25 protein-coding genes are annotated in these 25,986 nt (G+C 65.9%); 10 read left to right on the top strand and 15 right to left on the bottom strand.

Annotation, left to right across the window (positions count from 1 at the left end; translation table 11 throughout):
- Positions 1 to 90: 90 nt before the first annotated feature.
- The 3 genes from XI05_RS28155 to XI05_RS28145 all read right to left on the bottom strand — a co-directional run bounded on the left by XI05_RS28155 (position 91) and on the right by XI05_RS28145 (position 4,686).
- A complete protein-coding gene (locus XI05_RS28155) occupies positions 91 to 1,923 on the bottom strand; it encodes an outer membrane protein assembly factor BamB family protein (protein WP_271507881.1) in 1,833 nt (610 codons plus the stop codon).
- Positions 1,924 to 2,019: 96 nt separating this feature from the next.
- On the bottom strand, positions 2,020 to 2,733 hold the full coding sequence (locus XI05_RS28150) for a class I SAM-dependent methyltransferase (protein WP_271507878.1): 714 nt from the start codon (positions 2,731 to 2,733) through the stop codon (positions 2,020 to 2,022).
- A 255-nt stretch (positions 2,734 to 2,988) separates the two neighbouring features.
- Entirely contained in the window at positions 2,989 to 4,686 is a 1,698-nt protein-coding gene (locus XI05_RS28145; RefSeq protein ID WP_271507876.1) for a methyl-accepting chemotaxis protein, read from the bottom strand.
- 236 nt (positions 4,687 to 4,922) lie between these two features.
- Here XI05_RS28145 and XI05_RS28140 point away from each other — a divergent pair, with 236 nt between their 5' ends.
- Positions 4,923 to 5,126, top strand: a complete 204-nt coding sequence (locus XI05_RS28140; RefSeq protein ID WP_271507873.1) for a hypothetical protein — start codon at positions 4,923 to 4,925, stop codon at positions 5,124 to 5,126.
- A 3-nt stretch (positions 5,127 to 5,129) separates the two neighbouring features.
- On the opposite strand, the gene XI05_RS28135 is transcribed toward XI05_RS28140, so the two are convergent.
- Positions 5,130 to 5,294: a hypothetical protein gene (locus tag XI05_RS28135; RefSeq protein ID WP_271507870.1), complete on the bottom strand. Its 165-nt coding sequence runs from the start codon at positions 5,292 to 5,294 to the stop codon at positions 5,130 to 5,132.
- A 100-nt stretch (positions 5,295 to 5,394) separates the two neighbouring features.
- Here XI05_RS28135 and XI05_RS28130 point away from each other — a divergent pair, with 100 nt between their 5' ends.
- Both XI05_RS28130 and XI05_RS28125 read left to right on the top strand, forming a co-directional pair.
- On the top strand, positions 5,395 to 5,760 hold the full coding sequence (locus tag XI05_RS28130; RefSeq protein WP_271507868.1) for a hypothetical protein: 366 nt from the start codon (positions 5,395 to 5,397) through the stop codon (positions 5,758 to 5,760).
- A gap of 301 nt (positions 5,761 to 6,061) precedes the next feature.
- A complete protein-coding gene (locus XI05_RS28125; protein WP_271507865.1) occupies positions 6,062 to 6,316 on the top strand; it encodes a hypothetical protein in 255 nt (84 codons plus the stop codon).
- A gap of 27 nt (positions 6,317 to 6,343) precedes the next feature.
- Here XI05_RS28125 and XI05_RS39580 read toward each other — a convergent pair whose 3' ends face one another.
- The 4 genes from XI05_RS39580 to XI05_RS28105 form a co-directional block, all read right to left on the bottom strand.
- The gene (locus XI05_RS39580; protein WP_172783126.1) at positions 6,344 to 6,586 is read right to left on the bottom strand and encodes a DUF6719 family protein; all 243 of its coding nucleotides are present in this window, start codon (positions 6,584 to 6,586) and stop codon (positions 6,344 to 6,346) included.
- 279 nt (positions 6,587 to 6,865) lie between these two features.
- Positions 6,866 to 7,573 (bottom strand): outer membrane protein, encoded by a 708-nt coding sequence (locus XI05_RS28115; protein WP_212260323.1) that lies wholly within the window; start codon positions 7,571 to 7,573, stop codon positions 6,866 to 6,868.
- Positions 7,574 to 7,847: 274 nt separating this feature from the next.
- Complete coding sequence (locus XI05_RS28110) at positions 7,848 to 8,243, bottom strand: hypothetical protein (protein ID WP_271507994.1); 396 nt, start codon at positions 8,241 to 8,243, stop codon at positions 7,848 to 7,850.
- Positions 8,244 to 8,474: 231 nt separating this feature from the next.
- Positions 8,475 to 8,885 carry a His-rich protein BRANT gene (locus XI05_RS28105; protein WP_271507863.1) on the bottom strand — a complete coding sequence of 137 codons (411 nt, stop codon included), beginning with the start codon at positions 8,883 to 8,885 and terminating at the stop codon, positions 8,475 to 8,477.
- 250 nt (positions 8,886 to 9,135) lie between these two features.
- Between XI05_RS28105 and XI05_RS28100 the strand changes: the two genes are divergently transcribed.
- Both XI05_RS28100 and XI05_RS28095 read left to right on the top strand, forming a co-directional pair.
- Positions 9,136 to 9,678 carry a tetratricopeptide repeat protein gene (locus XI05_RS28100; protein WP_271507860.1) on the top strand — a complete coding sequence of 181 codons (543 nt, stop codon included), beginning with the start codon at positions 9,136 to 9,138 and terminating at the stop codon, positions 9,676 to 9,678.
- 106 nt (positions 9,679 to 9,784) lie between these two features.
- Positions 9,785 to 11,170 (top strand): serine hydrolase domain-containing protein, encoded by a 1,386-nt coding sequence (locus XI05_RS28095; protein WP_271507857.1) that lies wholly within the window; start codon positions 9,785 to 9,787, stop codon positions 11,168 to 11,170.
- Here XI05_RS28095 and XI05_RS28090 read toward each other — a convergent pair.
- Positions 11,160 to 12,719: a S10 family peptidase gene (locus XI05_RS28090; protein WP_271507854.1), complete on the bottom strand. Its 1,560-nt coding sequence runs from the start codon at positions 12,717 to 12,719 to the stop codon at positions 11,160 to 11,162. The genes XI05_RS28095 and XI05_RS28090 overlap by 11 nt on opposite strands.
- A 406-nt stretch (positions 12,720 to 13,125) precedes the next feature.
- Positions 13,126 to 15,606, bottom strand: a complete 2,481-nt coding sequence (locus tag XI05_RS28085; RefSeq protein ID WP_271507852.1) for a caspase family protein — start codon at positions 15,604 to 15,606, stop codon at positions 13,126 to 13,128.
- Between the two features lie 383 nt (positions 15,607 to 15,989).
- On the opposite strand from XI05_RS28085, the gene XI05_RS28080 reads away from it, so the two are divergent.
- The 4 genes from XI05_RS28080 (at position 15,990) to XI05_RS28065 (ending at position 20,132) form a co-directional block, all read left to right on the top strand.
- Positions 15,990 to 17,957 carry an autotransporter domain-containing protein gene (locus XI05_RS28080; protein WP_271507849.1) on the top strand — a complete coding sequence of 656 codons (1,968 nt, stop codon included), beginning with the start codon at positions 15,990 to 15,992 and terminating at the stop codon, positions 17,955 to 17,957.
- A gap of 161 nt (positions 17,958 to 18,118) precedes the next feature.
- Positions 18,119 to 18,898 carry an NAD kinase gene (locus XI05_RS28075; protein WP_036010536.1) on the top strand — a complete coding sequence of 260 codons (780 nt, stop codon included), beginning with the start codon at positions 18,119 to 18,121 and terminating at the stop codon, positions 18,896 to 18,898.
- Between the two features lie 81 nt (positions 18,899 to 18,979).
- The gene (locus XI05_RS28070) at positions 18,980 to 19,525 is read left to right on the top strand and encodes a response regulator (protein WP_008549760.1); all 546 of its coding nucleotides are present in this window, start codon (positions 18,980 to 18,982) and stop codon (positions 19,523 to 19,525) included.
- Between the two features lie 28 nt (positions 19,526 to 19,553).
- Positions 19,554 to 20,132 (top strand): Hpt domain-containing protein, encoded by a 579-nt coding sequence (locus XI05_RS28065; protein ID WP_271507845.1) that lies wholly within the window; start codon positions 19,554 to 19,556, stop codon positions 20,130 to 20,132.
- 112 nt (positions 20,133 to 20,244) lie between these two features.
- Here XI05_RS28065 and XI05_RS28060 read toward each other — a convergent pair whose 3' ends face one another.
- From XI05_RS28060 to folE, 4 genes are all read right to left on the bottom strand, one after another.
- A complete protein-coding gene (locus XI05_RS28060) occupies positions 20,245 to 21,420 on the bottom strand; it encodes a DUF2336 domain-containing protein (RefSeq protein WP_271507843.1) in 1,176 nt (391 codons plus the stop codon).
- A gap of 290 nt (positions 21,421 to 21,710) precedes the next feature.
- Positions 21,711 to 22,730 (bottom strand): lytic transglycosylase domain-containing protein, encoded by a 1,020-nt coding sequence (locus XI05_RS28055; protein WP_271507840.1) that lies wholly within the window; start codon positions 22,728 to 22,730, stop codon positions 21,711 to 21,713.
- Between the two features lie 159 nt (positions 22,731 to 22,889).
- A complete protein-coding gene (hisI, locus tag XI05_RS28050) occupies positions 22,890 to 23,312 on the bottom strand; it encodes a phosphoribosyl-AMP cyclohydrolase (RefSeq protein ID WP_271507837.1) in 423 nt (140 codons plus the stop codon).
- Positions 23,313 to 23,338: 26 nt separating this feature from the next.
- Entirely contained in the window at positions 23,339 to 24,031 is a 693-nt protein-coding gene (folE, locus tag XI05_RS28045; RefSeq protein WP_271507834.1) for a GTP cyclohydrolase I FolE, read from the bottom strand.
- Between the two features lie 253 nt (positions 24,032 to 24,284).
- Here folE and XI05_RS28040 point away from each other — a divergent pair, with 253 nt between their 5' ends.
- A complete protein-coding gene (locus XI05_RS28040; protein ID WP_271507831.1) occupies positions 24,285 to 24,740 on the top strand; it encodes an iron-sulfur cluster assembly scaffold protein in 456 nt (151 codons plus the stop codon).
- A gap of 162 nt (positions 24,741 to 24,902) precedes the next feature.
- On the opposite strand, the gene XI05_RS28035 is transcribed toward XI05_RS28040, so the two are convergent.
- Positions 24,903 to 25,796 (bottom strand): hypothetical protein, encoded by an 894-nt coding sequence (locus tag XI05_RS28035; RefSeq protein WP_271507828.1) that lies wholly within the window; start codon positions 25,794 to 25,796, stop codon positions 24,903 to 24,905.
- Positions 25,797 to 25,986 lie beyond the last annotated feature (190 nt).

The following is a 25,986-nucleotide window of genomic DNA, read 5'->3' as shown; positions in this document are numbered from 1 at the left end:
TTCGCTGCGCTCGCATGACGCGTTCGCGGCGGCAACCTCAATCCGTCTGCAAACGCGTTGCAGCGCGTCCGAAACGCCGCGGCGAGATTGTCACTCCGTCCCGGCCTCGAATGCCAGCAGCACGTTGCCGGCGACGCCGCTCCACTGGCCGTAGCCGGAATTGGTGTAGAGCATGCCGCCGGCGATGACGGGACCGGGGCCGTCGATCGCGCCGCCGTGGGCAGGGACCCCGTTCACCGCCTTGAAATCCCGCGCGGTGTCGAACTCCCAGAGCAGCTTGCCGTCGGTGGCGTAGGCGCGCAGGAAGCCGCTGACGCCGCCCGAGAACACGACACCCGGGATCAGGCTCACCGCCGCCGAGAGCGCGGGGCTGCATTGCGGGCGCTCGCCGCAGGCGACCGGCGGCACTTCCATCACGACTCTGCCGCTGGCAAGGTCGAGCCCGAACAGGCCGCCGCCTTGCGTGGAATCGAGCTGCCGCGAGCCGTCGCGCTTGAAGCGCACGTCGGAGTTGGCGACATAGATGCGCTCGCCGTCCGAAGCCGAACCCCATTCGCTGCCGCCGAGCGCACCGCCCTTCCCGATCCGGGTCTGCCACAGGATCTTGCCGCCATCGTCGGGATCGAGCGCGTGCACGACGCCGGATTTCTGCGCGATGGCGAGAATGCGCCTGCCGTCGCGCAAGGTGACGAGGATCGGCGACTGGCCGAAATCGTGATCGGGCCCGGGCTCGTCGGGACAATTGGTCTTGTCCATGCTGAAGCAGGCGACGACGAAGGCGTCCTTTGGCGTCGCCTGCTGCGTCCAGAGCAGCTTCCCGGTTGCAAGATCGAACGCAAGGATCGCATCGGCGGTGGCGGCCGGCGGATTCGAATAGGAATTGCTAGTCGCCACATAGACCGCGCCCCGCTGCGCATCGATCGTCGGCGCCGACCAGATGGCGGCGCCGGATGGTCCGAACAGCTGCGTGCCCTTGGCATTCTTGCTGGTCGGATGCGGCATCTCGGGGATCGTGTACGCCTGCCAGATCATCTTGCCGGTCGCGGCCTGCAACGCCACCACGCTGCCACGGAAGGTGCAGCATTCGTAGGAGGCTTGCGAGCCGGCGGCTTCCTCGAGCGAGGACACCGGCACGTAGAGCACGCCGGCATGCAGCGTCGGCGCGCCGGTGATGCGTGCGCCGGCATGCTCCTCCACCTTGGCCTTCCAGATCAGCGCGCCCGTCAGCGCGTTCACCGCATAGGCATTGGCGCGCAAATCGCCGAAGAAGATCGCGAACTGATCGGAGCCCGGAAGCGGCGCAAAGCTGATCGCGGCGCGCACCGCCGCATCAAGCGCCAAGGTCCACAGCGTGCAGCCGCTTCGCGCATCGAGCGCATGGACCTTGCGATCGGTGCCGCCGATGAACAGCATCCCGCCCACGATGGTGGGTGGCGCAAACGACACCGAGGCGCCGGGAAAGGCATAGGCCCATTTCAGCCGCAAATGCGGCACCTGCACCGCGGTCAACCCGGCCATGTCGGCCGGCTGGAAGCGGCTGTTGCTGGCGTCAACGCCCCAACCGTTCCAGCGCGGACCGTCGAGGGCTTGCGGAAAGCCGCCCGCCTGCTGCACGCAGCGGCCCTCCGCGTCGGCGGCGGCGCTGCCCGTCGGCATCTTGCCGGTCACGAACGAGGCGATCGCGCGGCGTTCGGCATCGCTGCGGTCCTTTGCCATCGCCGCCATGCTGCCTGTCGTCAACGTCGCCAGCACATGGTCGAACGACATCGCCTGCAGGGCGGCGCGACCCGGCATGCGGGTCTGCGCATCGCCGTCGTGGCATTGCGCGCAATGCGCGGCATAGAGCGCGGCGCCCTCCTGCTGCGCCAGCGCCGGCGCGCTGCACCAGATCATCAACGCGGCCAAGACGGCACGTATGCTCATGGTGGGCTCCGGCGATGCGAGGGGAGATCGCTTCACGCAACCAGAAGTCTATCCCCGGCGCGAGCGCGGATGCAATGGACGTGGTGCCCGCCGCTGTCAGATATCCGCGGCCATGCGGACAGAATCCGGCAATTCCTCCAGCCGCCACAGGCCGAGGCTCTTGTCGCGCCAGGCGCCACCGCCCTCCTCGCAACGCTCATCGATCAGCGCGTGCGGCGCCGGCCAGCCGAACGGCGCCTTCTCCAGGTTCAGCGCCCGCCAGTCGCCGTCCTCGCAATCGTGGTTGTCGTCCCATTCCGGAAAGGTCGTGACGAGCAGATATTGCGCGCCGCTCTCGCGAAAGCGGGCGGTGGCCCGGGCGATGTTCTGAAAGCTCAGATGCACCAGGCAGTCGCGGCACAGGATCAAATCAGCGCGCGGCAGCGCATCACGCGTGATGTCCGCAACCAGGAATCGGCCGACGAGTTCGCCGTCCGCCACACGCCGGTTGTTGGTGGCGATCAGCGAGGGCACGATGTCGATGCCGATATAGTCGAGGTCGAGCTTGACGCGGCCGATCCAACCCGCATCGCCGCAAGGTGCATCGAGCAGCGAGCGCACGCCGAGCCGCTGCAGCAATGGCGGAAGCGCGTCCTGGATGGCCGCGGTGGCAAGGTCCTCCGAGCCGAGGCCCGATACCGAGCCGGCAGCGCCCCAAAGGTTCGTGCGCTCGATCCGCTCGAACCGCGCGGCGAGATCCAGCCCTGAGAAATTGTCACGGTCGGCGACGAAGCGCTCGTGGGCGAGCACAGGAGGACGATCGGGGATCATGGGGCGAGCCTTTTCCGGTGCAGGCACACTATACAACCCAGGCGAACTGTTCGAAATTGCCTGGCAGCAAACCTACGAAGCGTTATTCGTCTCGTCCATATCCCATGCGCTCCACCACGCCCAAAGAGAAGGCCAAGATCGTCGCCGGCGCGGTGACGGCCGTCGTCATGACGGCCATGCTGTTCGTGTTCGCGCTCGGCCTTGTGCTGCCGCATTAGCCGCAGCGCCGGCGGGGGAAAGCCGCGGTACGACGGCTTACGCCGAGCGCACCGTGCGCAGGAACTTTCCGACTTCGTCCTTCAGCCGGGTGCTGTCGCTCGCCAGCATCTTGGCGGTCGAGAGCACCTGCGAGGAAGCCGAGCCGGTCTCGGCGGCGCCGCGCTGCACGTCGGTGATGTTCGAGGAGACCTGCTGGGTGCCGTGCGCGGCCTGCTGAACGTTGCGCGAGATTTCCTGGGTCGCTGCGCCCTGCTCCTCGACGGCCGCAGCGATGGTCGAGGACACTTCCGAGAGCCGCTCGATCGTGGCGGAAATGTCGCGGATGGCGCTCACCGATTCCTGGGTCGCGGACTGGATGCCGGAAATCTGCTGGCTGATCTCGCCGGTCGCCTTGGCGGTCTGCTCGGCCAGCGTCTTCACCTCGGAGGCGACGACCGCGAAGCCGCGGCCGGCCTCGCCGGCACGCGCCGCCTCGATCGTGGCGTTCAGCGCCAGCAGGTTGGTCTGGCCGGCAATGGTGTTGATCAGCTCGACGACGTCGCCGATGCGCGTGGCCGCGACCGAGAGCTCGCTAACGCGCTCGGTCGTGGTGCGGGCCTGGGCGACGGCTTCGCCCGCCATCCGCGCCGATTCCTGCACCTGGCGGCTGATCTCGTTGACCGAGGAGGACAGCTCTTCCGTCGCGGTCGCCACCGACTGGACGTTGCCGGTGGCTTCACCCGAGGCGACGACGACGACCGAGGTCAGCTCCTGCGCGCGATGCGCGGTGGTGGCCAGCGTCGAGGACGATGCCTCGAGCTCGGTGGAGGCCGAGCCGACCGTGTCGATGATCTCGCCGACGGCGCGCTCGAAACCGTCGGCAAGATTGATCATGTCGCGGCGGCGCTGCTCGGCCGCCTGCTTCTCTGCTTCGGTCTGCGCCGCCTTGAGGCGCTCGACCTCGAGCCCGTTGGTCTTGAACACCTCGACCGTCCTCGCCATCTCGCCGATCTCGTCGCGGCGGTCCTTCTCGGGCACATCGGTCGCGAGATCGTTGCGGGCGAGGCCCTCCATGGCGAGCTTGAGCCGGGCGATCGGCTGCGACATCGCCTTGAGGCCGATGAACAGCGCGATCGCGATGCCCAGGATCAGGCCCCCGGCGCTGACGCCGATCACGGTCCAGGTCGCGGCATGAGCGTCGCGGTTGATGACATCCTTGCGCTTGGCAACGGCCTGGCCGGTCTCGGTCGTGAACTGCGCGATGCGTCCCAGGGCCGCATCGAGCAACGGATCGCACTCCTTGTGCGCCCGCTCGGCGGCCTTGGCATTCTCTTCCGTGGTGCTGGCCTGCGATCCCGCCTTCAGCACCGGGTCGCAGCCCGCGAACGCCGCCTTCAGCTGGTCACCGATGCTCTTGATCTGGCTGCCGCGCGCCGGATCGTCCTGCTCCGCCGCGTCCAGGTATTGACGGATCTCGTCGCGGTTCTGGTTCGCGATCTTCAGGCGGGCCGCATTGCCGGCCTCGGTCGCCTCGGTGAAGACGGCATAGAGCGCGGCATGATAGGTCTCCGCGCGGCGCTGGGCGCGCGCGAGGCTGAGAGCGGAGGATTGCGCGGCGGCGAGTTCGCCGAAGCCGTCGACCGTCGCGGATAGCTCGCGCAGGCCGAAGCCCGCAACGGCGATCATCGCGCAGCCCATCACCGCCACGATCAGCGCCACCTTCCACACGATCTTCAGATTGTTCAAAAAGCTCATTTCAGCCGCCCAATGATGTCCGACTCGCAGCACCGCGAGCAATTCCCAGCGGTGGGATTGGAACCAGCGGACGTACCAAGAGACAGGAGTAGTCTTACGGAAAAATAACGCTTTGGGACTCCGTCGTAAGCTTGGCGTAAGCTCCAGCCTGTTTTCGCGTCGGAGAGCGCAGGCCCGGAACCGGCTCCGGCGTCAACCGTTGTCGGCGCATGCGGATCCAGGAAGAAAACCGAAACATGATTCTGCTGTCCACGGTGACGCTGTGCTGTAGCGCCGTGGCCGGGACGTTGGCGCTGTTCGAGCCGATGCGGGGACAGGCGCCCGATAAGCTGGTCGCCGATCGAGCCGTGATCGACCTCACCCCGCGCACGCCTGCTCAGATCCCGGTTCGGGTGGTCGGCGCGCCGTTCGAGCCCAACGTCAATCCGCGCGAGCGGTAGCGCTCACCTCGGCGAAGCCTTCGCGCCCTCCTCGGGCCGGCCGTGAACACGTGCCAATTCCTCGACAAACGCGATCACCTCCGCCCGCTTGTCGGGCGGGAGCGTCAGGAACGCGCGGATGAGCCTCAGGCCCTCCGCCTCGTCCGGGCGTTCTTTCGATGCATCCATCTGCCCAGTGTCGGACCACCGGGAAAATTATGCAATCCCTTACAAACTGCCTTGATTCGAAGCAGCCGCTTTGCTGGAATGCGCGCGGCTGAGGTGGATCATGAAATGGATCAGGGAGCGCGACGCACTGATCGCGCAGACACTGGCCTTCGTCCAATCGGTGACCGGCAGGAAGGATGACGTCCTTCAGCCGGAGGCGCCTGCATTTGGCCCCGCCGTTGCAGTGGAGATCGTCACCGTGGAGGCGGTCGAGGTCGAGCCGCCGCAAGCCCCCCTTCCGCTGCGGCCCGCGCCTCTGCCGCCGCGGACCAGCGGCGATTTCCGCAGCGAGATGCAGGCCCGCATCGCCAATTTCCGCAAGCACCAGGAACGCTTCGAGCGCGAACGTGAGGAATATTGTACGGCGACCCTGACCAAGTTGCGTGCCGCCATCCGCGACGCCTCCGGCCCACCGGCCGATAAATAAGGCCGCCCGACCAGACTCTACAGCCAGGACCAGACCAGCCAGAGATTGGCTGCGCAGGCGCCGAACAGCGCCAGCGTGAGCGGCAGGAGCATGTGCCCGCAGGATGTCTTCAGGTCGCTCGTCATGGCGGAAAACATCCGCTGATTCCGACCGAAGAGTCCCAGGGATTCTTTTTCCCGGGATTCAGGACTCGTTAAGGACTCAGGGACCGTCCGCCACGATCACGGCCCCGTGATCGGGCCAATGGCCGGAACTCCTAACCCCGTGAGCTCGTTAACGGGCTTTCCTGGAGTCGGGATGCATGCCCTACGCCCTCTTCTGCAACGACGCCCAGATCAGCAAGGCCTATCCGAGCGAGGCCGACGTCTGGAAGCTCGCCCAGCGAAGTGGTCTCGTCGTGGACGTGACCGCGGACGACGAGCGGCCGGGGCCGCGCCGGGTGCTCGACAACGACTACAAGATCGAGCCGTGCCAGGCGGCCCAGGGCGAGGACCCCGCCAAGAACAAGGCGGAGGCCGATCGGCAGTCGAGGATGGAGCTCGAGCTGAATTCCTGAGCTCCGGCACGGAGCCGGAGCGAAAGCTCAGGGGGTGGCGGCCGCAAGCGAGGCCTGCTCGCCCGGCATCGGCACGCAGGCCTTGCGGCGGTGCAGCCCGCGGATGGCGCCGGTGACCTTCAGCACCTTGCCTGACGGACAGGAGGCGTCCTTGACGAAGGCCACCTCATACGGTGCCAACATCAGAGGCTCGGATTTGAGGATTGTCTGTGCAGAGCACGGCAGGCAGGAGAAGCACGAGAGCGCCACTGCCGACACCAAGATACGCATGTCCGTCGTCCCACCTGCCCGGTAAATTGTCATATAACGCGTTCCGGAGCGCGAGTTCCGTAAATCGCAAAAATTATTTTTGCTTTACACCGGCCCCATGACGCGCGTGAGAATGCGCGCCAGCATCGTTTGCAAGCAAATGACGCGCCAGATGGTTCACGGAATGCAAAGAAAGCGCTGCCGGGGGCGCAGATCGGCAAACGAAAGGCCGGCGGAGCCGGCCTTTGCCAGGTCCTGGTCAGGTCCTGGATGGTCAGGTTCTTGGATCGGCGACGGCCGTCAGTAGCGCGAGGCCGTCGGGCCGCCCCAGCCAAAGCGGTAATTCACACCGGCCTTGACGGTATGCTCGTCCTCCCGACCACGAACGCCGACAATGTCGGCCGGGCCGGAGGTGAAGGTGGTGCTGCCGAAATTGTAATACTGGTACTCGGCCTTGGCCGACCAGTTCGGCGCGAACATGTATTCGAGGCCTGCGCCGACGGTATAGCCGTCCTTGTTGTTGCCGGTGGTGGTGAAGGCCTGCGGCACCCCGGCGATGTTCACGCCAAGGCCGTTATTCCGCCAGGCATAACCGCCCTTGGCGTAAAGCAGCGTCGGTCCCCAGGTGTAGCCGACACGACCGGTCACCGACCCGATCTGGTCGGTGTTGGAGGTCACCTGCGTTCCCAGCGGGAAGGTGACGCCGTTGTTGTTGGTCGGCAGCCAGGAATACTGGGCCTCGATACCCACCACCCAGTTGGGCGCGAACTGGTAGTCGAAGCCGCCCTGCACGCCGCCCAGGAACCGGGCGTCGCTCGAGCGGAAGCTGTTGTCGCCGGCAAACGCGCCGCCGACATGGCCGCCGATGTAGAAACCGGTCCAGTTGTAGATCACCTGCGGCGGCGTATAGGCCGGCGCCTTGGTGTAGGTGCGCGGCTGCACGTCTGCGGCTGCGGCCGGCGCCGCCAGCGCAAGCAGAGCTGCTGCACCCAGCAAGATCGACTTCATGATCATCCCCGTTCTTTCATCAACGACACTCGGGAAACAACGTGGCGTGAATTGGGTTGCTTCGCGGCAATGCCGGAACGTTGATCGTTCGTGACTGTGACGGGCCGGCAACAACACGATTTTGTTCCGTCACGTCGTGCGGTACTGGCTGTTTTTGTCGCCAGCGCAAGGCCCGCCGTAACGATTTGTCGCAAGTCGAAACCACCCCGTTCAAAGCTCGCCGAAATGTGATCCAGCTTCTGTCTAACACCGGGCGATGAAGGCGGGCTTTGCGCTACCGCGTCATCTTTTCCAGTTCCGGAAAGGGTGCGTAAACCGCACCGGCGCAGAGATCGCTGGTCTGGTCCACCACGCGATCAGCACGGCCGTTGACGAAGATCACGGCCCGCTCGCGCACGCCCTTGTAGCTGCCATCGGTCTCGCGCGGGGTGAAGTTCAGGCAGCTCACATAGAACTGCCGGCCGCCGACCTCGCGCTGTACCGGCTCGGCCATGCCGGCGTTGCGCACGCCGACCGGATTGTTGAGGTAGGCCCGCATCAACGCCACGGTGTCGCTTCGGAAATTGTCGGGAAACGGCTGCGGCCCACCGGCCTGGGTCCCGCCCATGAAAGTCGGACGGTCACCGTCGCTGCCGAAACATGCCGCAAGCGCCAGCGGCAACGCCAGGATCACCGTACATCTCGCCAGTCGCCCCACAGGCCCCGCTCTCCGCTCGAACAGATCAGGAGACGTTCTAGCCCCTGGCCTGCATGAAGGGAATTCGCTTGCTGAGGCGCAAACAGCGCACCGGCCAGCCGCCGATGCCTCGGGCTTCCGCACGAGGCACGGCAACGGGCCAGGCCTGACGTCCGCGCGCGGCGGCGGGGCAATGCCAGGGATGCCGCCGCGCGGGATCAGTCGTCAGTTGCGCTTGTCTGACGTCGCGGGCTTGGTGACATCCGGCTGCGCCTTCTGCGCGTCCTTGGCCGTGACCTGCTTGTGGTGATGGCGATGCTTGCGCACGGTCTTGTGCTCGTCGGTGGTGACCGCGGCGTTCGCGTTCAGCGCCTTCGACTTGCCATCCACCTTGGCGTCCGCCTTGACGTCGGGAGCCTTGGCGCCAGTCGTCTTCACGTCCGTTTTGGCGTCGGTCGTCTTGGCATCGGCCTTGACGCCGGCTTCCGGTTTCGCGGCGGTGGTCGCCGCCTTGGTCTGGCTCTGGTCGGCCTTGATCACCGGGGCGGTCGTGGTGGTCTTGCCGGCCTCGGCAGCGAAGGCCGGGGCTGCGATCACGGACGTCGCGAGCAAGACTGCAGAAATGGTCTTCAACATGGTGGTCTCCTCTTGGAAGGATCTTCAGGCGGCGCCCTCTTGCCTACCCATCGATCGTAGGCCGGAGCCTAGGAGGGGGGCACTGAACCCAGTCTGAAGCGCTCAGCAGGCTCCCGTTCATCTCGATGACAAGTTTGTCATCCGCGGCCGGGCGAATAGGTCGTGCGAAGCGGGAATGTTTTTGCCCGAGAGGTGTTCCGGTCTTCGGGCAATCGTGTAGGATCGCCACGTTCCATACGGGAGAACTTAAATGCGCATACTCTCAACGCTCGTTATGCCTGGACTCCTCGCCGTGACGCTCGCGGCCGCGCCTGTGCTGTCCAGTGCGTATGCCGCGGCCGGCGACTCCCCTTCGTCGCCGCCGAGCTCGGACTCCTCGACCAAGAAGGGCAAGAAGAAGAGCTCTTCCGTTAGCGACCCCAAGTTCCTCGCGGCCTATCGCACCGCCTACGCAGCGATCTACGACAAGCACGATTACACGGGCGCAATCGACCAGCTGAAGTCGCTGCGGCGTGACGACGTCGCCGATGTCGCCAACCTGATCGGTTACTCCTACCGCAAGCTCGGCGACTACCAATCGTCGAAGGTCTATTACGAGCTGGCGCTGAAGGACGATCCGAACCACGTCCGCACCTGGCAATATTACGGCCTGTGGCAGCTCGAGCAGGGCAACCGCGAGCAGGCGCAATATCACCTTGGCAAGATCGCCTCGCTCGCCGGCACCGGCAGCTCGGAGTATCGCTCGCTGGCCGAAGCGCTCGACAAGCCGACCGGCGCGACGCTCGTCTACTGATCATTGCATCTTTGAACGAAGCGGACGGGCACAACCTCAGGGTTGTGCCCGTTCTGCGTTTTCGGCTAGCCTCGCGCACCAACCTCCCTCGCAAACCGGTAGCGCAATGGACACGTGGCTGCGATCCGCGATCGACTACATCGGCTCCTGGATCGACTACCAGCTGACGACGATCCAGCAGCCGGGCGTCATCGTGGCCTTCGCCCATCGCGGCGAGGTCGTCGCCGAGCATGCGTTCGGCCTCGCCAATCTCGATGCCGGCGAGAAGCTCACCCCGCGCCATCGCTTTCGCATCGCCTCGCACTCCAAGAGCTTCACCTCGGCCGGCATCATGAAGCTGCGCGAGCAGCGTAAGCTCCGGCTCGACGACAATGTCGGCCAATATGTCGGCGGCCTCCATCCGCGCGTCGCCCAGACCACGATTGCGCAAGTGCTGTCGCACAGCGCGGGCCTGACACGCGACGGCGCCGATTCCGGCCAGTTCATCGACAGCCGCCCCTATCTCGACGCGAGGGAGTTGCTTGCGGAATTGAAGCTGCCGACCGCGATCGAGCCCGGCACGCGCTTCAAATATTCCAATCACGGCTTTGGCCTGCTCGGTCTCGTGATCGAGACGATTGCGAAGGAGCCCTACTCCGTCTGGATCAAGCGCGAGATCATCGAGTCCGCAGGCCTTCGCGAAACCGAGCCGGACGCACCGCTTCCCAAGGGTGCAGCGTTCGCGCGCGGCCACACGCGAAAGGTGCCGTTTGGCGAGCGCTGCGTGATCCCCGGCGACAATCCCGCACATGCGATGGCATCTGCCGCAGGCTTCGTCGCCACCGCCGCCGACACCGCCCGCTTCTTCGCGCAATTGGCACCCAATGCGAAGAAGAGTGTGCTGTCTTCTGCGAGCCGCCGCGAGATGACGCGAAACCATTGGCGCATCCCGCAGAGCTTCGAGGCCTATTATGGCTTGGGCGTCAATGCCGGCAAGACCGATGGTTGGGACTGGTTCGGCCATGGCGGCGGCTTTCAGGGCTATATCTCGCGCACCTGCTCCATTCCGGCTTGCGAGCTTTCGATCAGCATCCTCAGCAACTCGATCGACGGCGCGGCGCCGTTCTGGATGGACGGCGCGATGCAGATCTTGCGCATCTTCCAGACCCGCGGCGCGCCCGACCGGCGCCTGCGCGACTGGACCGGGCGCTGGTGGACGATCTGGGGCGCGACCGACCTCGTCCCGGCAGGCAACCGCGTGCTCGTCGCCAACCCGCAATTCAACAACCCGTTCATGGATGCCGCCGAGATCGAGGTGACCGGCCGCGACACCGGCAAGCTCGCCTGGGCTGCCGGCTATTCCAGCCACGGCGAGCCGGTGCGCCGGATCCGCGACAAGCGCGGCAAGATCAGCGACATCTGGATCGCCGGCGCGAACGTGAAGCCGGAAAAAGTCGTCGCTCGCGAGATCGCGCGCCGGTATCCGCCGCGCAAGCGCCGGCCTACTCCCTGATGAGCGCCTCGACCTCGCTGCGAAGCGCCTGCCGCGAGCCGTCGCGCGAATAGAACATGTGGCCGCCGGGATAGACCACGAACTTCACCCGCTGGGTCGCGAAGGCCGGCAGCTGGTCGAGCACCCGCTTCGTTCCGAAATAGGGCGTGGCAAGGTCGAACAGGCCATGCGCGACCAGCACGTTCAGCTTGGCATCGGTGGCCAGGATCTGGCGCAGCTCGGAGACCGATTGCGGCGGGTTGATGCCGCGGCCGAAATCCCAGTGACCTTCGACGGCGCCGTTCAGGACTTCATAGGAGCCGTCGGGCCGCCAGTTGAGCTTGCGCGAGAGCACGTCGACCGCGGCGCTCGTCAGCGGCGCCTGGAGCGCATCGCCGGAGGGATCGCCGAAGCGCGAGCTGCTGGAATCCGGATAGGGATCGAAGCCGCGCACCGAGGCGTCGTAGCGTCCGGTCACCTTGCCGTTCTTGCGGTCGAATTCGCGGCGGAATTCGCCGACGTCGAAGCGGCCGGCGAGGCGGCGGCTCACCGCCTGGTCGATGCCGGTGAGCTCGGCAACCTTGTCGGCCAGACGATTGGTGGCCTCCTTGTCCGCCTCGCCCTTGACGAGGTCGGCAAGAAACTCACCGCGCGCGTAAGCCTCGACGTCGGCGAGGTCGGCGCGCTTGACCGGGCCTTTGGCTTCGCGCGCCACCGCCACATAGCTCGGCAGTGTCGCGACATATTGCAGGAGGCTCGTTCCGGTGAACTCGCGGAAGTCCAAGAGCGGCGAGACCAGGATCAAGCCCCTGACGCCGACGCCGTGCTGGAGCTGCAACTGGCGCACGACCTTCGGCCCGCGAATGCCGCCATAGCTTTCGCCGGCGACGTATTTCGGCGAGGTCAGCCGCTCGTGCCGTTCGAGCCAGCGGCGGATCACGAGCGCGATCGAATTGACGTCGCCATCGACCGAGTAGAACGACTTCCGCGCGTCCTCGCCGCTCGCCACGAAGCGGCTGTAGCCGGTACTGACCGGGTCGACGAAGACGAGATCGGTGAAGTCGAGCCAGGTCTCCGCGTTCGGCTTCACCTCGGGCGACGCCGACGGCGACAGCGCCTCGCCGTCGAGCGGCAGGCGCCACGGCCCGGCCGCGCCGAACTGAAGCCAGGCCGAGGAGGCTCCAGGCCCGCCGTTGAACAGGAACGTCACCGGGCGCGTGGCGCGATCGGCACCGTCGAGCTCGTAGGAGGTGACTGCGATGTCGGCCAGCGGCTCGCCCTTGCCGTCGAATACGCGGATCGAGCCGGCGGTGGCCGTGAAGCTCAGCGTCCGGCCGGGCAGATCGAGCGTCTGCTTCGTGGTCGAATCCGGCGGGAGACGGTGCGCCTCGGCCGTGGACGACGGCGTCTGCGCCGCGTTTTGCGCGCCGCCGCCGCGCCCACCCTTCTGTCCGGCCGGCGCGGCCGCTTCGGAGCGCGGTTGCGGTTCATCCGCATGCGCAAAGCCTGCGAGCACGAACAAAGCGAGTGCCAGACCTACGCGACGCAGCGCCGATCGACGCATCACCATGACAGCTCTCTCTGTTCGGCGGCGCTCGACCGCAGCCTCGATCCCACGCGAGACCCTAGCCGGCAATTGCGACGCTTTGGGGGATCGGAGCCCTAAAAGCCGATGCCGAGTATCAACACGAAATCGCGACATCCGCGGCAGGAGGAATCGATGGGTATCGAAGCAACACGGGTCGGTGGGCGGACGCGCACGATCGCCGGCCGAGCGGCATGCAAGGCCCGATGCCCCGACGTGATGGGCCTGGCGATGCGTCCCTCGCCTTGATCAGCAGCAGCAGGCGCTGCCGCCGACATCGTGACCGCCGCCGAGGCGGCCGCAGCAAGCGTCAGCGAATGAAACCGATTCATGTCCCGCTCCGTCCCTCACCCCAACACCAGCCAGCTAACGCCGCCGGCCGCCGATCGTTTCAGAACCCGACGCCGATCATGGTGCTATGACCGCCGCCGCCACTCACGATGCTCGGACGTGCGACGGCCTGCTGCCGGGCGCGCGGCGCATCATTCTCGGGCCTCGCACGCCTGACCGGCTCGCGGTCGGCTTCGCGGCTCGACTGCTTGCGGCGCGGCTTGTCCTCGTCCTCGGTCTTGCGCGAGGCGGTCGCCGCCGGCGCCGGTTTCTCATTGGCAACGCAGAGGTCGCCCTTCAGCGTTTCGTCGCCCTTGCATTGGATCGGGCAGACGCGCGTGGCGCGCTTGGCGAGCTCCCCGACGAGATCCTGAGTCACACTGACCTTGTCGGCCTCGGTCGGCTGCCCACCGATGCTGAAATAGCGGACGAGCGCGGCCTTGGTCGGCTCGCTCAGCTTGCCGTCGGGCTTGCCGGTCAGACATCCCAGCCGGACCAGCTCGGTCTGCGCCGAAGTCACGAGCTGCGGCGAGTTCGGCTGGGTCGCCGCCCGCTTGGCGGCCTCCGCATTGAAACGGTCGATCGCCGCGACGACGACCGGCCCGAGCCGGTCGCAGGTAACCGTCCTGGAGAATGCCTTGAGGTCGTCGATGCCCGTGCCCTCGCTGCCCTTGGCGATGATCGCGTCGAGCTTGCCCTGCTGTTCTTTACAAGCGGCTTCCCTGGACGCGGCGAGCTCGGCCGCCTTGCGCGCCTCCTCGGCCTCCCTAGCCTGCTTCTCGGCGGCCGCCTTCGCGGCAGCAGCCGCGGCTGCCGCACGATCGCGCTCGGCCTGCTCCGCCTTCTGCCTGGCCTCCTGCGCCTTGCGCTCGGCCTCGGCCGCCTTGGCGAGGCGCTCGGCTTCGGCGGCTGCGGCGCGGCGTTCGTCCTCGAGACGCTTCTTCTCGGCTGCGCTGGCCTCCTTGGCGGCGGCGATCTCGGCCTTCTTGCGCGCATCCTCCGCATCGCGTGCCTGCTTCTCCGCGGCGGCCTTTGCTGCAGCAGCCTCCGCCGCAAGCCGGTCGCGCTCGGCCTGCTCGGCTTTCTGCCTGGCTTCCTGCGCCTTGCGCTCGGCCTCGGCCGCTTTGGCAAGGCGCTCGGCTTCGGCCGCAGCGGCGCGGCGTTCATCGTCCTGGCGCTTCTTCTCTGCGGCAGCAGCGGCCGCGGCCGCCCTCGCCTTCTCGGCCGCCTCGGCCTCGCGGCCGCGGCGCTCGTCGTCCTCGCGCTTCTTCTGTGCGGCGAGCTCGGCCTTCTCCGCGTCCGCCTTGCGCTTGGCCTCCTCGGCAGCCTGGCGCGCCGCCTCGCGTTCGGCGCGCGCCTTGTCCTCGCGCTCCTGGATCGCCTGTTTCAACAGATCGACGCGCTGCTGCGCGGTGATCGCGAGCGGCGCGTCGGGAAAACGCCTGATGAAACGCTGCAGCACGGGGATGTCGACGCTGTCCTTGATCTTGTCCCACTCGATCTGTTCGCGGGTGGGCGGCGCATCGCGGCTAGGCGGCGCCGACTGTGGATAGGCGGCAACCTGGATATTGGACGGCGGCGCTTGCGGCTGGCTCGCCAATGCCTCGATCTGCGCCCGTGCCAGCTCGGCATAGAAGCCGGTCGGATGGGTCGCGAGGAAGACCTCCCATGCCCGCCGCGTGCCGATCTTCTGCACCAGGTCGTAATCCGCCTTGACGTCACTGACCGGCGCCTCGCGCGGCACGGCCGGCGCCGGTACCAGCGAGATCGTGCCGCCGCCGAGCGCGCCGTAAACATACGGCTCCTGGCGATTGGCCGTCGCCTTCAAGACTTCATCCCTGACGCGGCCGAAGGCAAGGCGAATGTCGAGACCAGGGACGGGAAGATTCTTGAGGATCGACGTGGTGAACGGACTGTGATCGCCATCGCCATCATCCGCCGTCGAGCCGGCCTTCGCCGCGTAGGCGATCAACGTGTCGGTCATGGTCGGCTCGACCTTGCCGAGGCCGCCGCTGACCGCGCGGGTTGCAGTGTTGCGCCGCTCGCGCTTCATCGTGCCGACGAACGGATTGTCGCGGCAAGCGTCGAGAATGATCAGCCGAAGCCGCTTTGCACCATCCGCCGAGGAGACAAGCCGCTCCAGCGGAATGGCCTCGTCGTCGGCGTCGCGGTCGGAAGCCAGCCTCGCATCAACCGGGATGAGATAATTGGTGCCGCCGATCTCGAGCCCATGTCCGGCATAATAGACGACCGCGATGTCGGCTTGGTCCGCCGTCGTCTCGAACTTGCGGATCGCGCGCTTGAACTCGAGGTTGCCGACATTGTTCAGCGTCTCGACGGTGTCGAAGCCGGCATCGCGAAACATCTTCGCGACCGAGGTGGCATCGCGGGACGGATTGGGCAGCTGCGGCACGGATTGATAGAGCGAGTTGCCGACCACCAGCGCCACGCGCCGCTCGGCGAACGCGCAATCGCTCGACAGGACCACGGCCAGGAGGGTCCCGCCGATCATCGCCACCGCTGCGATCAGACGCCGGAGCATCATAAAATCCATGCCGAACGTACGCTAATGCGCCGATCTTGATCCCTTGCGAGGGACTCGGCATTCACGCGCTGGCCCGAAAATCGCTAAATCTATTCATGTTTTATCGCCGCACGTCGCTCCGATCAATGCGCCGGAACGGCAGTTCAGAGAGGTATTCCGAACATCTCGAAGGGCTGCGTGATGCCCATCACAGCCCGCGTGGTCATGCCTGCGACATCCCGCCACATGTGGCGGCTCCGGTACAGCCGATTGGAAATCGGCCGCCGATCAAATGGAAGTCGCGTCGCGCCGCTTCCAGTGCAAGCGCCGCTCCTTTAGCTTCGTTTCGGAGTGTTGCTGCGTCTGTTGATTCCATAATTTCCGATTTTTGGGGGCTGGGAATGAGGCAGTTTGTGCTCAAGCTGACCGGGCGGATCAGCAGCACGAAGCTCTTGTCCGGTGCCGTGGTCGCGCTTTCGCTGAGCTCGTCGGCAGCCTTCGCGCAATGTACTGGTGGCGTCACAGGCCCCGGTGCGGGATTCTTCGGCGCACAACTTGCGGCGATCTCGGCCTCGACCGGCGCCGCTTCCGGGTCTGTCGCCGGTGCTCTCGGCACCACCAACACCGCATTCCTCACGCAGCAAGGCAGCGCATTCGTCTCGGCGCCCGCCGATCCGAAGCCCGAGCAGCCCGGTGGCGGGGTCTGGATCCGCGGCGTCGGCGGCGAGGTCACCAACAAGTTCACCTCGACCTCGACCGGCACGGTCAACGCCGGCATCTTCAATCCGGTGCTCGGTGCTGCATCGAACTTCAACTGCGCCGGCTCGGTTCATCAGAGCTTCGGGGGTGTTCAGGTCGGCCAGGACATCTCACGACTGAACTGGCGCGGCTGGAACGTTCACGTCGGCACCACCGCCGGCTATCTGTCGTCCAAGGCCACCGACAACGCGGGTGGCAGCACGAATTTCGAGGTTCCATTCCTCGGCGCCTATGTCGTCGCAACTTACGGCCGCTTCTTCGCGGACATCATGGTGCGGGAAGAGTTTTACCGCGCCGACCTGACCAATGTCGGCGTCGGGCTGTTCAACCAGCAGATCGGCGCGCGCGGCACCTCCGTGTCAGCCTCGGTCGGCTACAACTTCGCCTTGGCCAACAATTGGTTCATCGAGCCGTCCGCGGGCTTCACCTGGTCGCGGACCAATGTCGACGACTACACCTTGAGCGGCGGCGCCGTCTCGCAAGGCATCGTCTCGACCGTGACCACTTCGCCAATCGAGAGCAAGATCGGGCGCCTCACCCTGCGTGGCGGCACGACGATCACCTCAGGCAACCTGATCCTGCAGCCCTTCGCCTCGGTCAGCGTCTTCCACGAGTTCGCCGGCGACGTGACCTCGTCGGTCAACAGCCTGAACGCCAGCGTGTTCGGCGTCATCCCGATCGCGATTTCGCAGAACACCAGCACGAGCCGGGTCGGCACCTACGGTCAGTACTCGCTCGGTGTTGCCGGCCAGCTCGCCAACACCGGCTGGCTCGGCTTCGTCCGCGGTGACTATCGCAACGGCGAAAACATCGACGGCTGGACCGCCAATGCCGGCCTTCGCTACCAGTTCACGCCGGAACAGATCGCCTCGATCATGCCGCTGAAGGCCCCGGCCAAGGCGGCAGGCACCGTCATTGCGCCGACCAACTGGACCGGCGTCTATGTCGGCGGCTCGCTCGGTGTCGAATACGGCAAGACGGACATCCGCTTTGCCGGCGATCCGATCGACGGCAACAATCCGCGCGTGTTCGGCGGCCTCGGCGGCCTCCAGGTCGGCTATAATTACCAGATGCCCAGCAACTGGGTGCTCGGCATCGAGGGCGACATCGCGGCGACGAATTTGCGCGGATCGCGCACCTGCACCACGGTCCAGAACCTCGCGTTGCTGCTCAATTGCCAGAACTCGTCGGACTGGATCGCGACCCTGTCCGGCCGCGTCGGCTATTCCTGGAACCGCACCCTGATCTACGCAAAGGCCGGCGGCGCCTGGGCTCAGGACCGCACCAACGTCAATTGCGTGTTCGGCCCGCTCAATGGCGCCGTCGTCGGCGTCTTCCAGCTCGGTCCCTGCGTCAACCAGTTCGGCGGGGCCACCGACGGCTTCAGCAGCAGCGGCTATCGCAGCGGCTGGCTGATCGGCTACGGGACCGAGTTCGACCTTGGCAAGAACTGGTCGGCAAAGGCCGAGTACGACTACATCGATCTCGGCAGCCGGACGTCGCTGATGAGCGACGGCGTCACCACGATGCGCGACAGTGGCAGCCTGTCCCAGGTCAAGATCGGCGTGAACTATCGCTTCACCCCGGGCGCCGTCATCGCAAAATATTGATCCGCGGCAATCGACCCTGTCTTTACCCTGAATTGAACCGGGCGGCCGCTCAACGGGCCGCCCGGTTGCTTTGCAACGGGTCATCCTCGACAATGCAGGCCCACCTCGTATAGAGGAGCCCGGCGGAACCTTCCTCGAGCCAGCGGCCCTGCCGAGACGCCATGACCAAGCCTGCGCGATACGACCGGATCGCCTTCGTCGCCAGCCCGAGCAACGAGGCGCAGGCCGCCTTTGGCCAGCTGACCCGGGACTATGGCAATTGCGATCCCGACGAGGCCGACGTGGTCGTCGCGCTCGGCGGCGACGGCCTGATGCTGCAGACGCTGCACCACCACATGCGGACGGGAAAGCCGATCTACGGCATGCACCGCGGCACGGTCGGCTTCCTGATGAACGAGTACTCGACGCATGATCTGCGCCAACGGCTCGAGACGGCGCATGAGTCCGAGATCAATCCGCTCTTGATGCGCGCGACCGACGTGAACGACCGCGTCCACCTGCACCACGCCATCAACGAGGTCTACCTGTTTCGCCAGACCTCCCAGGCGGCGCGCTTGCGGATCCTGATCGACGAGCGCGAGCGCATGCCGGAGCTGATCGCCGATGGCATCATCGTGGCGACGCCGGCAGGCTCGACTGCCTACAACCTCTCCGCCCAAGGCCCGATCCTACCGATCAACGCCGCCCTGCTGGCACTGACGCCAATCAGCGCCTTCCGGCCGCGGCGCTGGCGCGGCGCCCTGCTGCCCAATACCGCCTATGTCGTGATCGAGGTGCTGGAAGACGACAAGCGCCCCGTTGCCGCGGTCGCCGACCACGAGGAGGTGCGCAGGGTCCGGCGCGTCGAGGTGCTCTCGGACAAGAGCATCTCGATGCGGATGCTGTTCGACCCTGGACACAGCCTGGAAGAGCGTATCTTGCGGGAGCAGTTCGGCTACTGAGCCTCCGGCGGCCGGCAACCCTTCGTTAACCCACGCCACGATATGGTTAACGAAGGTTGACCCGCTTTTGGCCCGGGCGTCATGTTCCGTATCGACTTCAACAAGCTGCGCTTCCTCGTCTGCGACGACAATCCGCACATGCGCCGCATCCTGCGGACGCTGCTGCACTCGTTCGGCGCACGCGAGGTCTATGAGGCCGAGGACGGCGCCACGGCGCTCGAAATGTACAGCCACTACGTGCCCGACATCGTCATCACGGACTGGGCTATGCCGATCTTCGACGGGCTCGAGCTCGCGCAGATGATCCGCCAGCCGGAATCCAAGGGCAATCCTTACGCACCGATCATCATGCTGACCGGCCATTCGGAGAAGCGCCGCGTTACGGTCGCGCGCGATGCCGGCGTCACGGAATTTCTGGCCAAGCCGATCTCGGCCAAGGGGCTCTATCAGCGCATCCTCAACGTCGTCGCCAATCCCCGCCCCTTCATCAAGACCAAGACCTATTTCGGCCCCGACCGGCGTCGTAACACCAACTCCGCCTATATGGGCCCGGAGCGCCGCGTCGGCGAAAAGCACGAGGTGCTGCAGCAGCCCTCGCTGCTCGACAAGGCCCGCTCCTCCATCTAGCGCAACCTCTTCAGACGAGGCAGGCATCATGGCGAAGAACAGCGCAAAGGACATCGAGGTCAAGGCCTTCGCCACGCACCAGGTCATCACGCAGCCCAATCCGCTGCGCAAGGTCCTGCGCCGTGTCGAAGACAAGGACATGGACGACCCGATCGCCCGCGCCGAGCAGGCGCTCGCGAGCCTCTCCGGTGAGTTCAAGGACTGGATGGCGATCGAGGTCCAGAGACTGTCCGCCGCCTGGACGGCCGTGCAGAAGGACGGCTTCACGAAGAAACTGCGCGACGAGCTCTTTCACGCCGCGCACGACATCAAGGGCGATGCGGCGACGTTCGGCTTTCCTTCGGCAGCGGGCATCGCCGAAAGCCTGTGCCGCGTCATCGAGCACGCGCCTGATCTGGACAAGGTGCCGGCCGAGCTGTTCACGCACCACATCAACGCCATTCTCGCCATCGTGAACGAGAACACCAGGCTCGACAGAATCAGCGTCTCGGCCGAGCTCAGCCGCCGCCTGCGCAAGGTCGCGGATGATTATCTTGCCCACGTCAACCGCGACCGCCCCGAGCATCTCGAAGTGATCCTGGCACCGAGCATCGCGCCCGTGGAGTAAGGCTTCACTCTCTCCTCGTCATTGCGAGCGCAGCGAAGCAATCCAGAATCCCTCCGCGGAAACAGTCTGGATTGCTTCGCTGCGCTCGCAATGACGGAATTTGCGGATCCATCTACGCCGCGATCAGATCGTCGTAGACCGGATCGAACGCATCATCCGCGACAATCTCGTCGCAGAACAGCCGCGCCTCTTCGCGCGCGGACTCGGTGGCGAAGCGGCGCAGCAGGACCATCAGGGGCTCGGTGGCGCCGCGATCGGACTCGCAATGGGTCAGCACGCGTTCGACCATGCGCCGGCGCAGCCGCGCCGCGCCGTCGTCGCTGTCGACGAAGCCCTGCTCGTGGCAGGCATCGAGCGCGACCTGGAACGCCGCAAACGTCGCCTCCGGAAGCCCGGCGCGACGGAGCAGCGCGTGCACGCTGTTGCCGCCGCGGTCGTGCAGCAGCGCCGAGACGCGCGCCAGCGGCAGATCGGCGAGCTCGGCGAGTGCCGCGTCGAACAAGCCCAGATTGCCCGACAGCAGTGCGCGCAGGATCAGGCCCGCTGTCAGCTGGCCGGTGATGCGCAAATGCCGGACCAGGCCCTGCATGTCATCGCCGCGCGAGCGCGCCGCAATGTTCATGGTGGAGCGGTCGCGCGCTTCGACGGTGATGCGATCGGCGCGGTCGGCGCTAAGCCAGTTCCGCGCCACGACGAATTGGGCCAGCGTCTCGGAGAGCTTTGCCACCAGCGCCGCACGCGTTGCGGCCGGTAGATCCTCCAGCACCAGCATCGCCTCGCGGATCGCGGCGAGATGGCCGTGACGCTCGACGATCCGGTCCCAGGAGAACGGGGCGAGCTCGGCGTGGGGATTTTCGATCAGCTCCAGCGCGGCAGCCGCGCAGCCGACTTCGGCGATGGCGGCGCACACCGAGACCGGCAATGCGATGCGCCGGGCGACCGCGCATTGCACCTCCTCGCTGCCGGTCGCGACGATGTCGACGAGATCGGCGTCGATCAAGAGCGGGGAATGTTCGAGCACCGGCAGCGCGACCGTCGGCTGATCGGCCGACAGCGCCCGCACGATTGCGGCCGGCGCGTCGAGGCTGCGGGCAAAGGCTTCGGCCATCGCCTGCCGTACCAGCGGCGAGGGATCGTCCAGCAGCATCAGAAGCGCGCCTTCGGCGGCGGTGCGGTCGTCTGCAGAAAGGTCCGAGATCAGCCAGGCCCGGGCCAGCGCCCGTGTTGCCTCGGCCCGCTCGCCTGCGGGCGCCGTCCTGATCCAATTGATGAACTGCCGAACAATCATGCTGCTTCCGGCTTACACAACAAACGAAAAACGGTGACGGCTCGTCACCTGCAACACAAAATAAACCACGACGCTTAACAAAGCGTTCACCATAACTGGCTGGTTTTATTGATGATTTGTTAAGGGAGCAAAGCCGCCTGAGATGTGTGCCCCGACGCAGTGCAGCGCCTCCTCGGGCGATGCGCTGCAGAGCCGGGGCCCAGGCTTCGAAGTATCGTTGCTGCAGCATGGGCCCCGGCTCTGCGCAGCAGCGTTTCACGCTGCAGCGCGTCCGGGACACGCGATCTCGGCTAGCTCGAGAACGTCCCGCTGCGATCGCTGAAGAGATCGAGCGGCTGCGGCGGCCGCACGTCCGGCGTCACTGAGGCGACCGAGGTGAGCGAGGCATTGTTGCCCCATAATTTCTGCACCGTGGTCGAGACCGGCTGCGTGGCATCGCCGGGCTGATAGATCGAACGAAACACCGGCGTACTCGGCGCGTTGTCCGCGACCTGCGTCGACGACGTCGCGCTGACGGGCGTCACTGTGCGGGTATTCGGGAAAGTCTGGAGATAGGCGGCGTTGTCCACGACAGGTGCAGTGGGCACGACTGCATTGGCACTCGCGACCTGCGAGGTCGACGGCGTGCCGCCATACATCGCCATCGCACTGCGCGTGACTTTCGAATTCGCGGCGCTGGCATAGCGGGCGTCCAGGACCGAATAGACCTCGGAGACGCTGCGGGCGCGGCCGTCCTTGGCGTAGAAGATCGGGCGGTTGGCGGCCGCCGCGTTGGGAAACAGCCTCGCGCCGACCGCTTGCGGATTGTCCTCGGCGTTGGCGATGAGCTTTGCGGCGCCGCTGACGCCCATGAAGTGCGCCATGTAGAGCTCGCTGTCGCTCGGCCTGCGCCCGAGCAGACCGGTGAGCTTGAAACTGTTCGACTGCGTCAACGCCGCCGCCATGGCGGAAGCGGCTTCGGGGTCGTCGCGCAGCTTCATGATCGACCGCTTCTTGACGGGATCATCGACGGTGTAAGTGCCCGACGACGTCCTGGTGATGGCGTCGGCATAGCTGCCGTAGCCGAGCTGGGTGCCCGCCTCCTTCACCGTGCCGAGCCAGGTCTGGTCGATGAACTGATAGAGCCCGTGCGCGGACGAGGTGGTGGCCCCCGCCGTCGGATCGAAATCCGATTCCATCTTGGCGGTGGTCAGCATGTACTGGAAGCTGACGCCCGTGATGTTCGAGGCCTGCTTGATCGCACCGGCAACACGCGCCCGCGACGGATCGAGGCCGGCCGTCTGCGTGGCACTGAAATTGTCGATCGACATGATGAAGTGCCCGCCCCGCGCGGCGTTGAGCAACGCCGGCAATTCGGCGCCCGTCGTCTCACCGTGGGACAGGGATGGTTAATGCGGGGTTAAGGCGCCTCTCGTCGGCTGAATGGATTCCGGGCTCGCACCTTCGGTGCGTCCCGGAATGACAGCGAGCTATTTCTTATAGACCGCGTCTGGGTCGAACAGCCGCTCGGCGTCGGTGAAGACCAGCTTCGCTCCTCCGCCCTCGGTCTCGACCTTGCGGTAGAAGCACGACCGCCGGCCGGTGTGGCAGGCCGCACCGATCTGCTCGACACGGATCCAGACCGCGTCCTGATCGCAATCGGTGCGCATCTCGACCACGCGCTGGGTCTGACCCGACGTCTCACCTTTTCGCCACAAGGCATTGCGCGAGCGGCTGAAGTACCAGGCTTCGCCGGTCGCAATCGTCTTGCGCAGCGCCTCCTCGTTCATGTGCGCGACCATGAGCACGTCGCCGGTGGCGACGTCGGTGGCGACGACCGTCACGAGGCCAGCGGCATCGAACCTGGGGAGGAAGGCGAGGCCTTCCTCGATCTCATGGGCGTGAGCGGACACAGTAACTCTCGCCGGTTTTCGCGAGGTCAGCGCGTCGTGCCTCGCACCAGGGACAGGAAACGGGCCTGCTCCGCCGGATTGTCGCGGAACATGCCGGTGAAGCGGCTGGTGAAGGTGGAGGCGCCGTGCTTGGCGACGCCGCGCACCGACATGCAGGTATGCTCGGCCTCGATCAGCACCGCAACACCGCGCGGCTTGAGCACCTCGTCGATCGCGGCGGCGATCTGCGCGGTGAGGTGCTCCTGGGTCTGGAGCCGGCGGGCGAAGATGTCGGTCAGGCGGGCAAGCTTGGACAGGCCGACGACGCGCTCCACCGGCGTATAGGCGATGTGCGCCTTGCCGTAGAACGGCATCATGTGATGCTCGCATTGCGAGGTGAACTCGATGTCGCGCACCAGGACGAAATCGTCATAGCCTGCGGTCTCGCCGAAGGTGCGGTCGAGCACCTCGGCCGGGCACTGGTGGTAGCCCTGATAGAGCTCGTCGAAAGCCTCGACGACGCGACGCGGCGTGTCGAGCAGGCCCTCGCGCTCGGTGTTCTCGCCGATATAGGCGAGCAGCGTCTTCACCGCCGCTTCCGCCTCGGCGCGCGCAGGGCGCGGCTGGTCGGCGCGGACGGCGGCCGTGAGGAATTCGGCAGGATCAAGCTCGGCCGGGCGGCTCTCGGGCTGCCGGTCGGAGGGCTTGCCCGGGCGGATGGATTTGATTGCAGCGTCCATATCGACTCCGTTCGACGGCCTCACGGCCGGAGTGTCACCGGCAGACGGGGCGGCCAAGCCGCCGGACGCCTGAACAGAACAGTTTCGGTGAAAAAGTCCCGAGGTCATAGCGCCGGCAGCGCAGATCTGGATCTCCGCCGCCGCACCGCTGGACTGTTTTTCCACCAGTTCCGCCCCTATATAGGACCGTGGGCGGCGCCCGCCAAGGCCGATCCGGCCCGGACGCGGGTGTGGACGTGTTGGACTCCATCACATGCTGAACGACATTTATAACAAGCGGATCATCGAGTTGGCCGGGAATATTCCGCGCCTCGGACGATTGTCGGACCCCGATGCCTCCGCCACTGCTCATTCCAAGCTGTGCGGCTCGACCGTGAAGGTCGATCTCAAGATGAACGGGGACACCGTCACCGACTTCGCCCATGACGTGAAGGCCTGCGCCTTGGGCCAGGCCTCTTCATCCATCATGGCAAGTCACGTGGTCGGCTCGACTGCGAGCGAACTCCGTGAGTTACGCGAAACCGTTCGCAAGATGCTGAAGGAGAACGGCGCGCCTCCTCAAGGCAAATGGGAGGAGATCAAGTTCCTCGAGCCGGTCCGCGACTACAAGGCGCGCCATGCCTCGACGCTTCTCACCTTCGATGCCGTGGTTGATGCCATCGGCCAGATCGAGGCCAGAACCAAGCAGCCGGCCGCAGCGCAGGGCTGAAGCCCCTCTCCGTCATTCCGGGGCGATGCGCAGCATCGAACCCGGAATCGCGAGATTGCAGCGCGAGATTCTCAGGTGCGCAATTGCGCACCCCAGGTGCGCGATTGCGCACCAAGGTTCGCGCTGAGGCGCGCCCCGGAACGACTGCCAGGATTTAAGAGCTTACTTCTGCGTCGCCGCAGCCGGCGTGGCAACGCTACCGGTCGGCACCACGGCCTCCGCCGTCTTGGTCGACTTGGAAGCCTGCTCCGGTTCCGCGCCGAACCTAGCCTGCGTCTTCGCTGCAAGCTCCGCCATTGCCGGCGCCGAGATGTCCACGTGCGGGAGCACATCAGCCACGAGATCGGTCGTGACCAGATTGGTGAGCTTGAGCTCGCCGGCGTCAAGCTCGTGCAGGTCCTCCCAGGGCGGGACGCTGAGCGCAAGCGACAGCAGGTCGCCGGCGCCGCCCATGTCGAAGGTGTACTTGGCGAGGCGGCCGATGTCGCGCTCCACGATCATCAGGTCCTGCGCGCTGTAGCTCGCCGCCTTGGCATCGTCGGCGCGGTCGCCCATCCAGATCTGGTGAACCCGGACATGGGCGGCCTCCGGCACGTAGCGCTTCTTGCCGGCCAGCAGCAGGAACACGCACATGGATTCGCAATAGGCTTCCGGCGCGACCGCCGGGCGCGTCGTTGGGCCGCCACGGAGGCTGACGCCGACCGTGGTCAAAAGCCCGAGGTTACGGAAGCGCCGGCCGAGCGTGATCGCGTCATTGACGGAACCGCCGCTGGAATCGAGCACCACAGTGGCGCCGCCGAGCTGCCGGCCGCGCGAAAACTCTTCGAATTCTTTGGGCGTATCGGCCGTGATGATGCCGACTGCGCTGACCCAGCCGCGGCAGTTCGGCTCACAGGCGACCCAGCTGAACTTCATCGGCAGCTTGCGCTCTTCGAGGGCAACGCCGGCGCGGGCCGACGATCCGAATGTTGCGACGGCGCCAGCCAGCGCGACTCCACATACGGCTGTTCCCACCAGCAACCAGCCGCGAAGATTAAGGGAGTTCAGAAGTCTCAATCTGGTTCCTTCCCCAAGCCCCAATGCCACAAGGTCCCCAAACAATCCCCGGTAGCGCAATCTGAGTCCATCATACAGGCGTATGTTTCTACACACGACCGTCATAAAAATGGTATCCGGGCGAATACAGATCGTCCACAGATACTTGCTGCACTGCTCCCAAAAAGCATGCAAATATGGCGTGGAAACA

The sequence above is a fragment of the Bradyrhizobium sp. CCBAU 11357 genome (assembly GCF_028128865.1).
In the GTDB taxonomy this organism is placed as follows: Bacteria; Pseudomonadota; Alphaproteobacteria; order Rhizobiales; family Xanthobacteraceae; genus Bradyrhizobium.
This window is presented reverse-complemented; position numbering and strand designations above follow the sequence as displayed.

Excerpts from the sequence above, each read along its gene's own strand:
- XI05_RS28155 (WP_271507881.1), bottom strand. The coding sequence starts at position 1,923 with ATGAGCATACGTGCCGTCTTGGCCGCGTTGATGATCTGGTGCAGCGCG.
- XI05_RS28150 (WP_271507878.1), bottom strand. The coding sequence starts at position 2,733 with ATGATCCCCGATCGTCCTCCTGTGCTCGCCCACGAGCGCTTCGTCGCC.
- XI05_RS28145 (WP_271507876.1), bottom strand. The coding sequence starts at position 4,686 with ATGAGCTTTTTGAACAATCTGAAGATCGTGTGGAAGGTGGCGCTGATC.
- XI05_RS28140 (WP_271507873.1), top strand. The coding sequence starts at position 4,923 with ATGATTCTGCTGTCCACGGTGACGCTGTGCTGTAGCGCCGTGGCCGGG.
- XI05_RS28135 (WP_271507870.1), bottom strand. The coding sequence starts at position 5,294 with ATGGATGCATCGAAAGAACGCCCGGACGAGGCGGAGGGCCTGAGGCTC.
- XI05_RS28130 (WP_271507868.1), top strand. The coding sequence starts at position 5,395 with ATGAAATGGATCAGGGAGCGCGACGCACTGATCGCGCAGACACTGGCC.
- XI05_RS28125 (WP_271507865.1), top strand. The coding sequence starts at position 6,062 with ATGCCCTACGCCCTCTTCTGCAACGACGCCCAGATCAGCAAGGCCTAT.
- XI05_RS39580 (WP_172783126.1), bottom strand. The coding sequence starts at position 6,586 with ATGCGTATCTTGGTGTCGGCAGTGGCGCTCTCGTGCTTCTCCTGCCTG.
- XI05_RS28115 (WP_212260323.1), bottom strand. The coding sequence starts at position 7,573 with ATGAAGTCGATCTTGCTGGGTGCAGCAGCTCTGCTTGCGCTGGCGGCG.
- XI05_RS28105 (WP_271507863.1), bottom strand. The coding sequence starts at position 8,885 with ATGTTGAAGACCATTTCTGCAGTCTTGCTCGCGACGTCCGTGATCGCA.
- XI05_RS28100 (WP_271507860.1), top strand. The coding sequence starts at position 9,136 with ATGCGCATACTCTCAACGCTCGTTATGCCTGGACTCCTCGCCGTGACG.
- XI05_RS28095 (WP_271507857.1), top strand. The coding sequence starts at position 9,785 with ATGGACACGTGGCTGCGATCCGCGATCGACTACATCGGCTCCTGGATC.
- XI05_RS28090 (WP_271507854.1), bottom strand. The coding sequence starts at position 12,719 with ATGGTGATGCGTCGATCGGCGCTGCGTCGCGTAGGTCTGGCACTCGCT.
- XI05_RS28085 (WP_271507852.1), bottom strand. The coding sequence starts at position 15,606 with ATGCTCCGGCGTCTGATCGCAGCGGTGGCGATGATCGGCGGGACCCTC.
- XI05_RS28080 (WP_271507849.1), top strand. The coding sequence starts at position 15,990 with ATGAGGCAGTTTGTGCTCAAGCTGACCGGGCGGATCAGCAGCACGAAG.
- XI05_RS28075 (WP_036010536.1), top strand. The coding sequence starts at position 18,119 with ATGACCAAGCCTGCGCGATACGACCGGATCGCCTTCGTCGCCAGCCCG.
- XI05_RS28070 (WP_008549760.1), top strand. The coding sequence starts at position 18,980 with ATGTTCCGTATCGACTTCAACAAGCTGCGCTTCCTCGTCTGCGACGAC.
- XI05_RS28065 (WP_271507845.1), top strand. The coding sequence starts at position 19,554 with ATGGCGAAGAACAGCGCAAAGGACATCGAGGTCAAGGCCTTCGCCACG.
- XI05_RS28060 (WP_271507843.1), bottom strand. The coding sequence starts at position 21,420 with ATGATTGTTCGGCAGTTCATCAATTGGATCAGGACGGCGCCCGCAGGC.
- XI05_RS28055 (WP_271507840.1), bottom strand. The coding sequence starts at position 22,730 with ATGTCGATCGACAATTTCAGTGCCACGCAGACGGCCGGCCTCGATCCG.
- folE (WP_271507834.1), bottom strand. The coding sequence starts at position 24,031 with ATGGACGCTGCAATCAAATCCATCCGCCCGGGCAAGCCCTCCGACCGG.
- XI05_RS28040 (WP_271507831.1), top strand. The coding sequence starts at position 24,285 with ATGCTGAACGACATTTATAACAAGCGGATCATCGAGTTGGCCGGGAAT.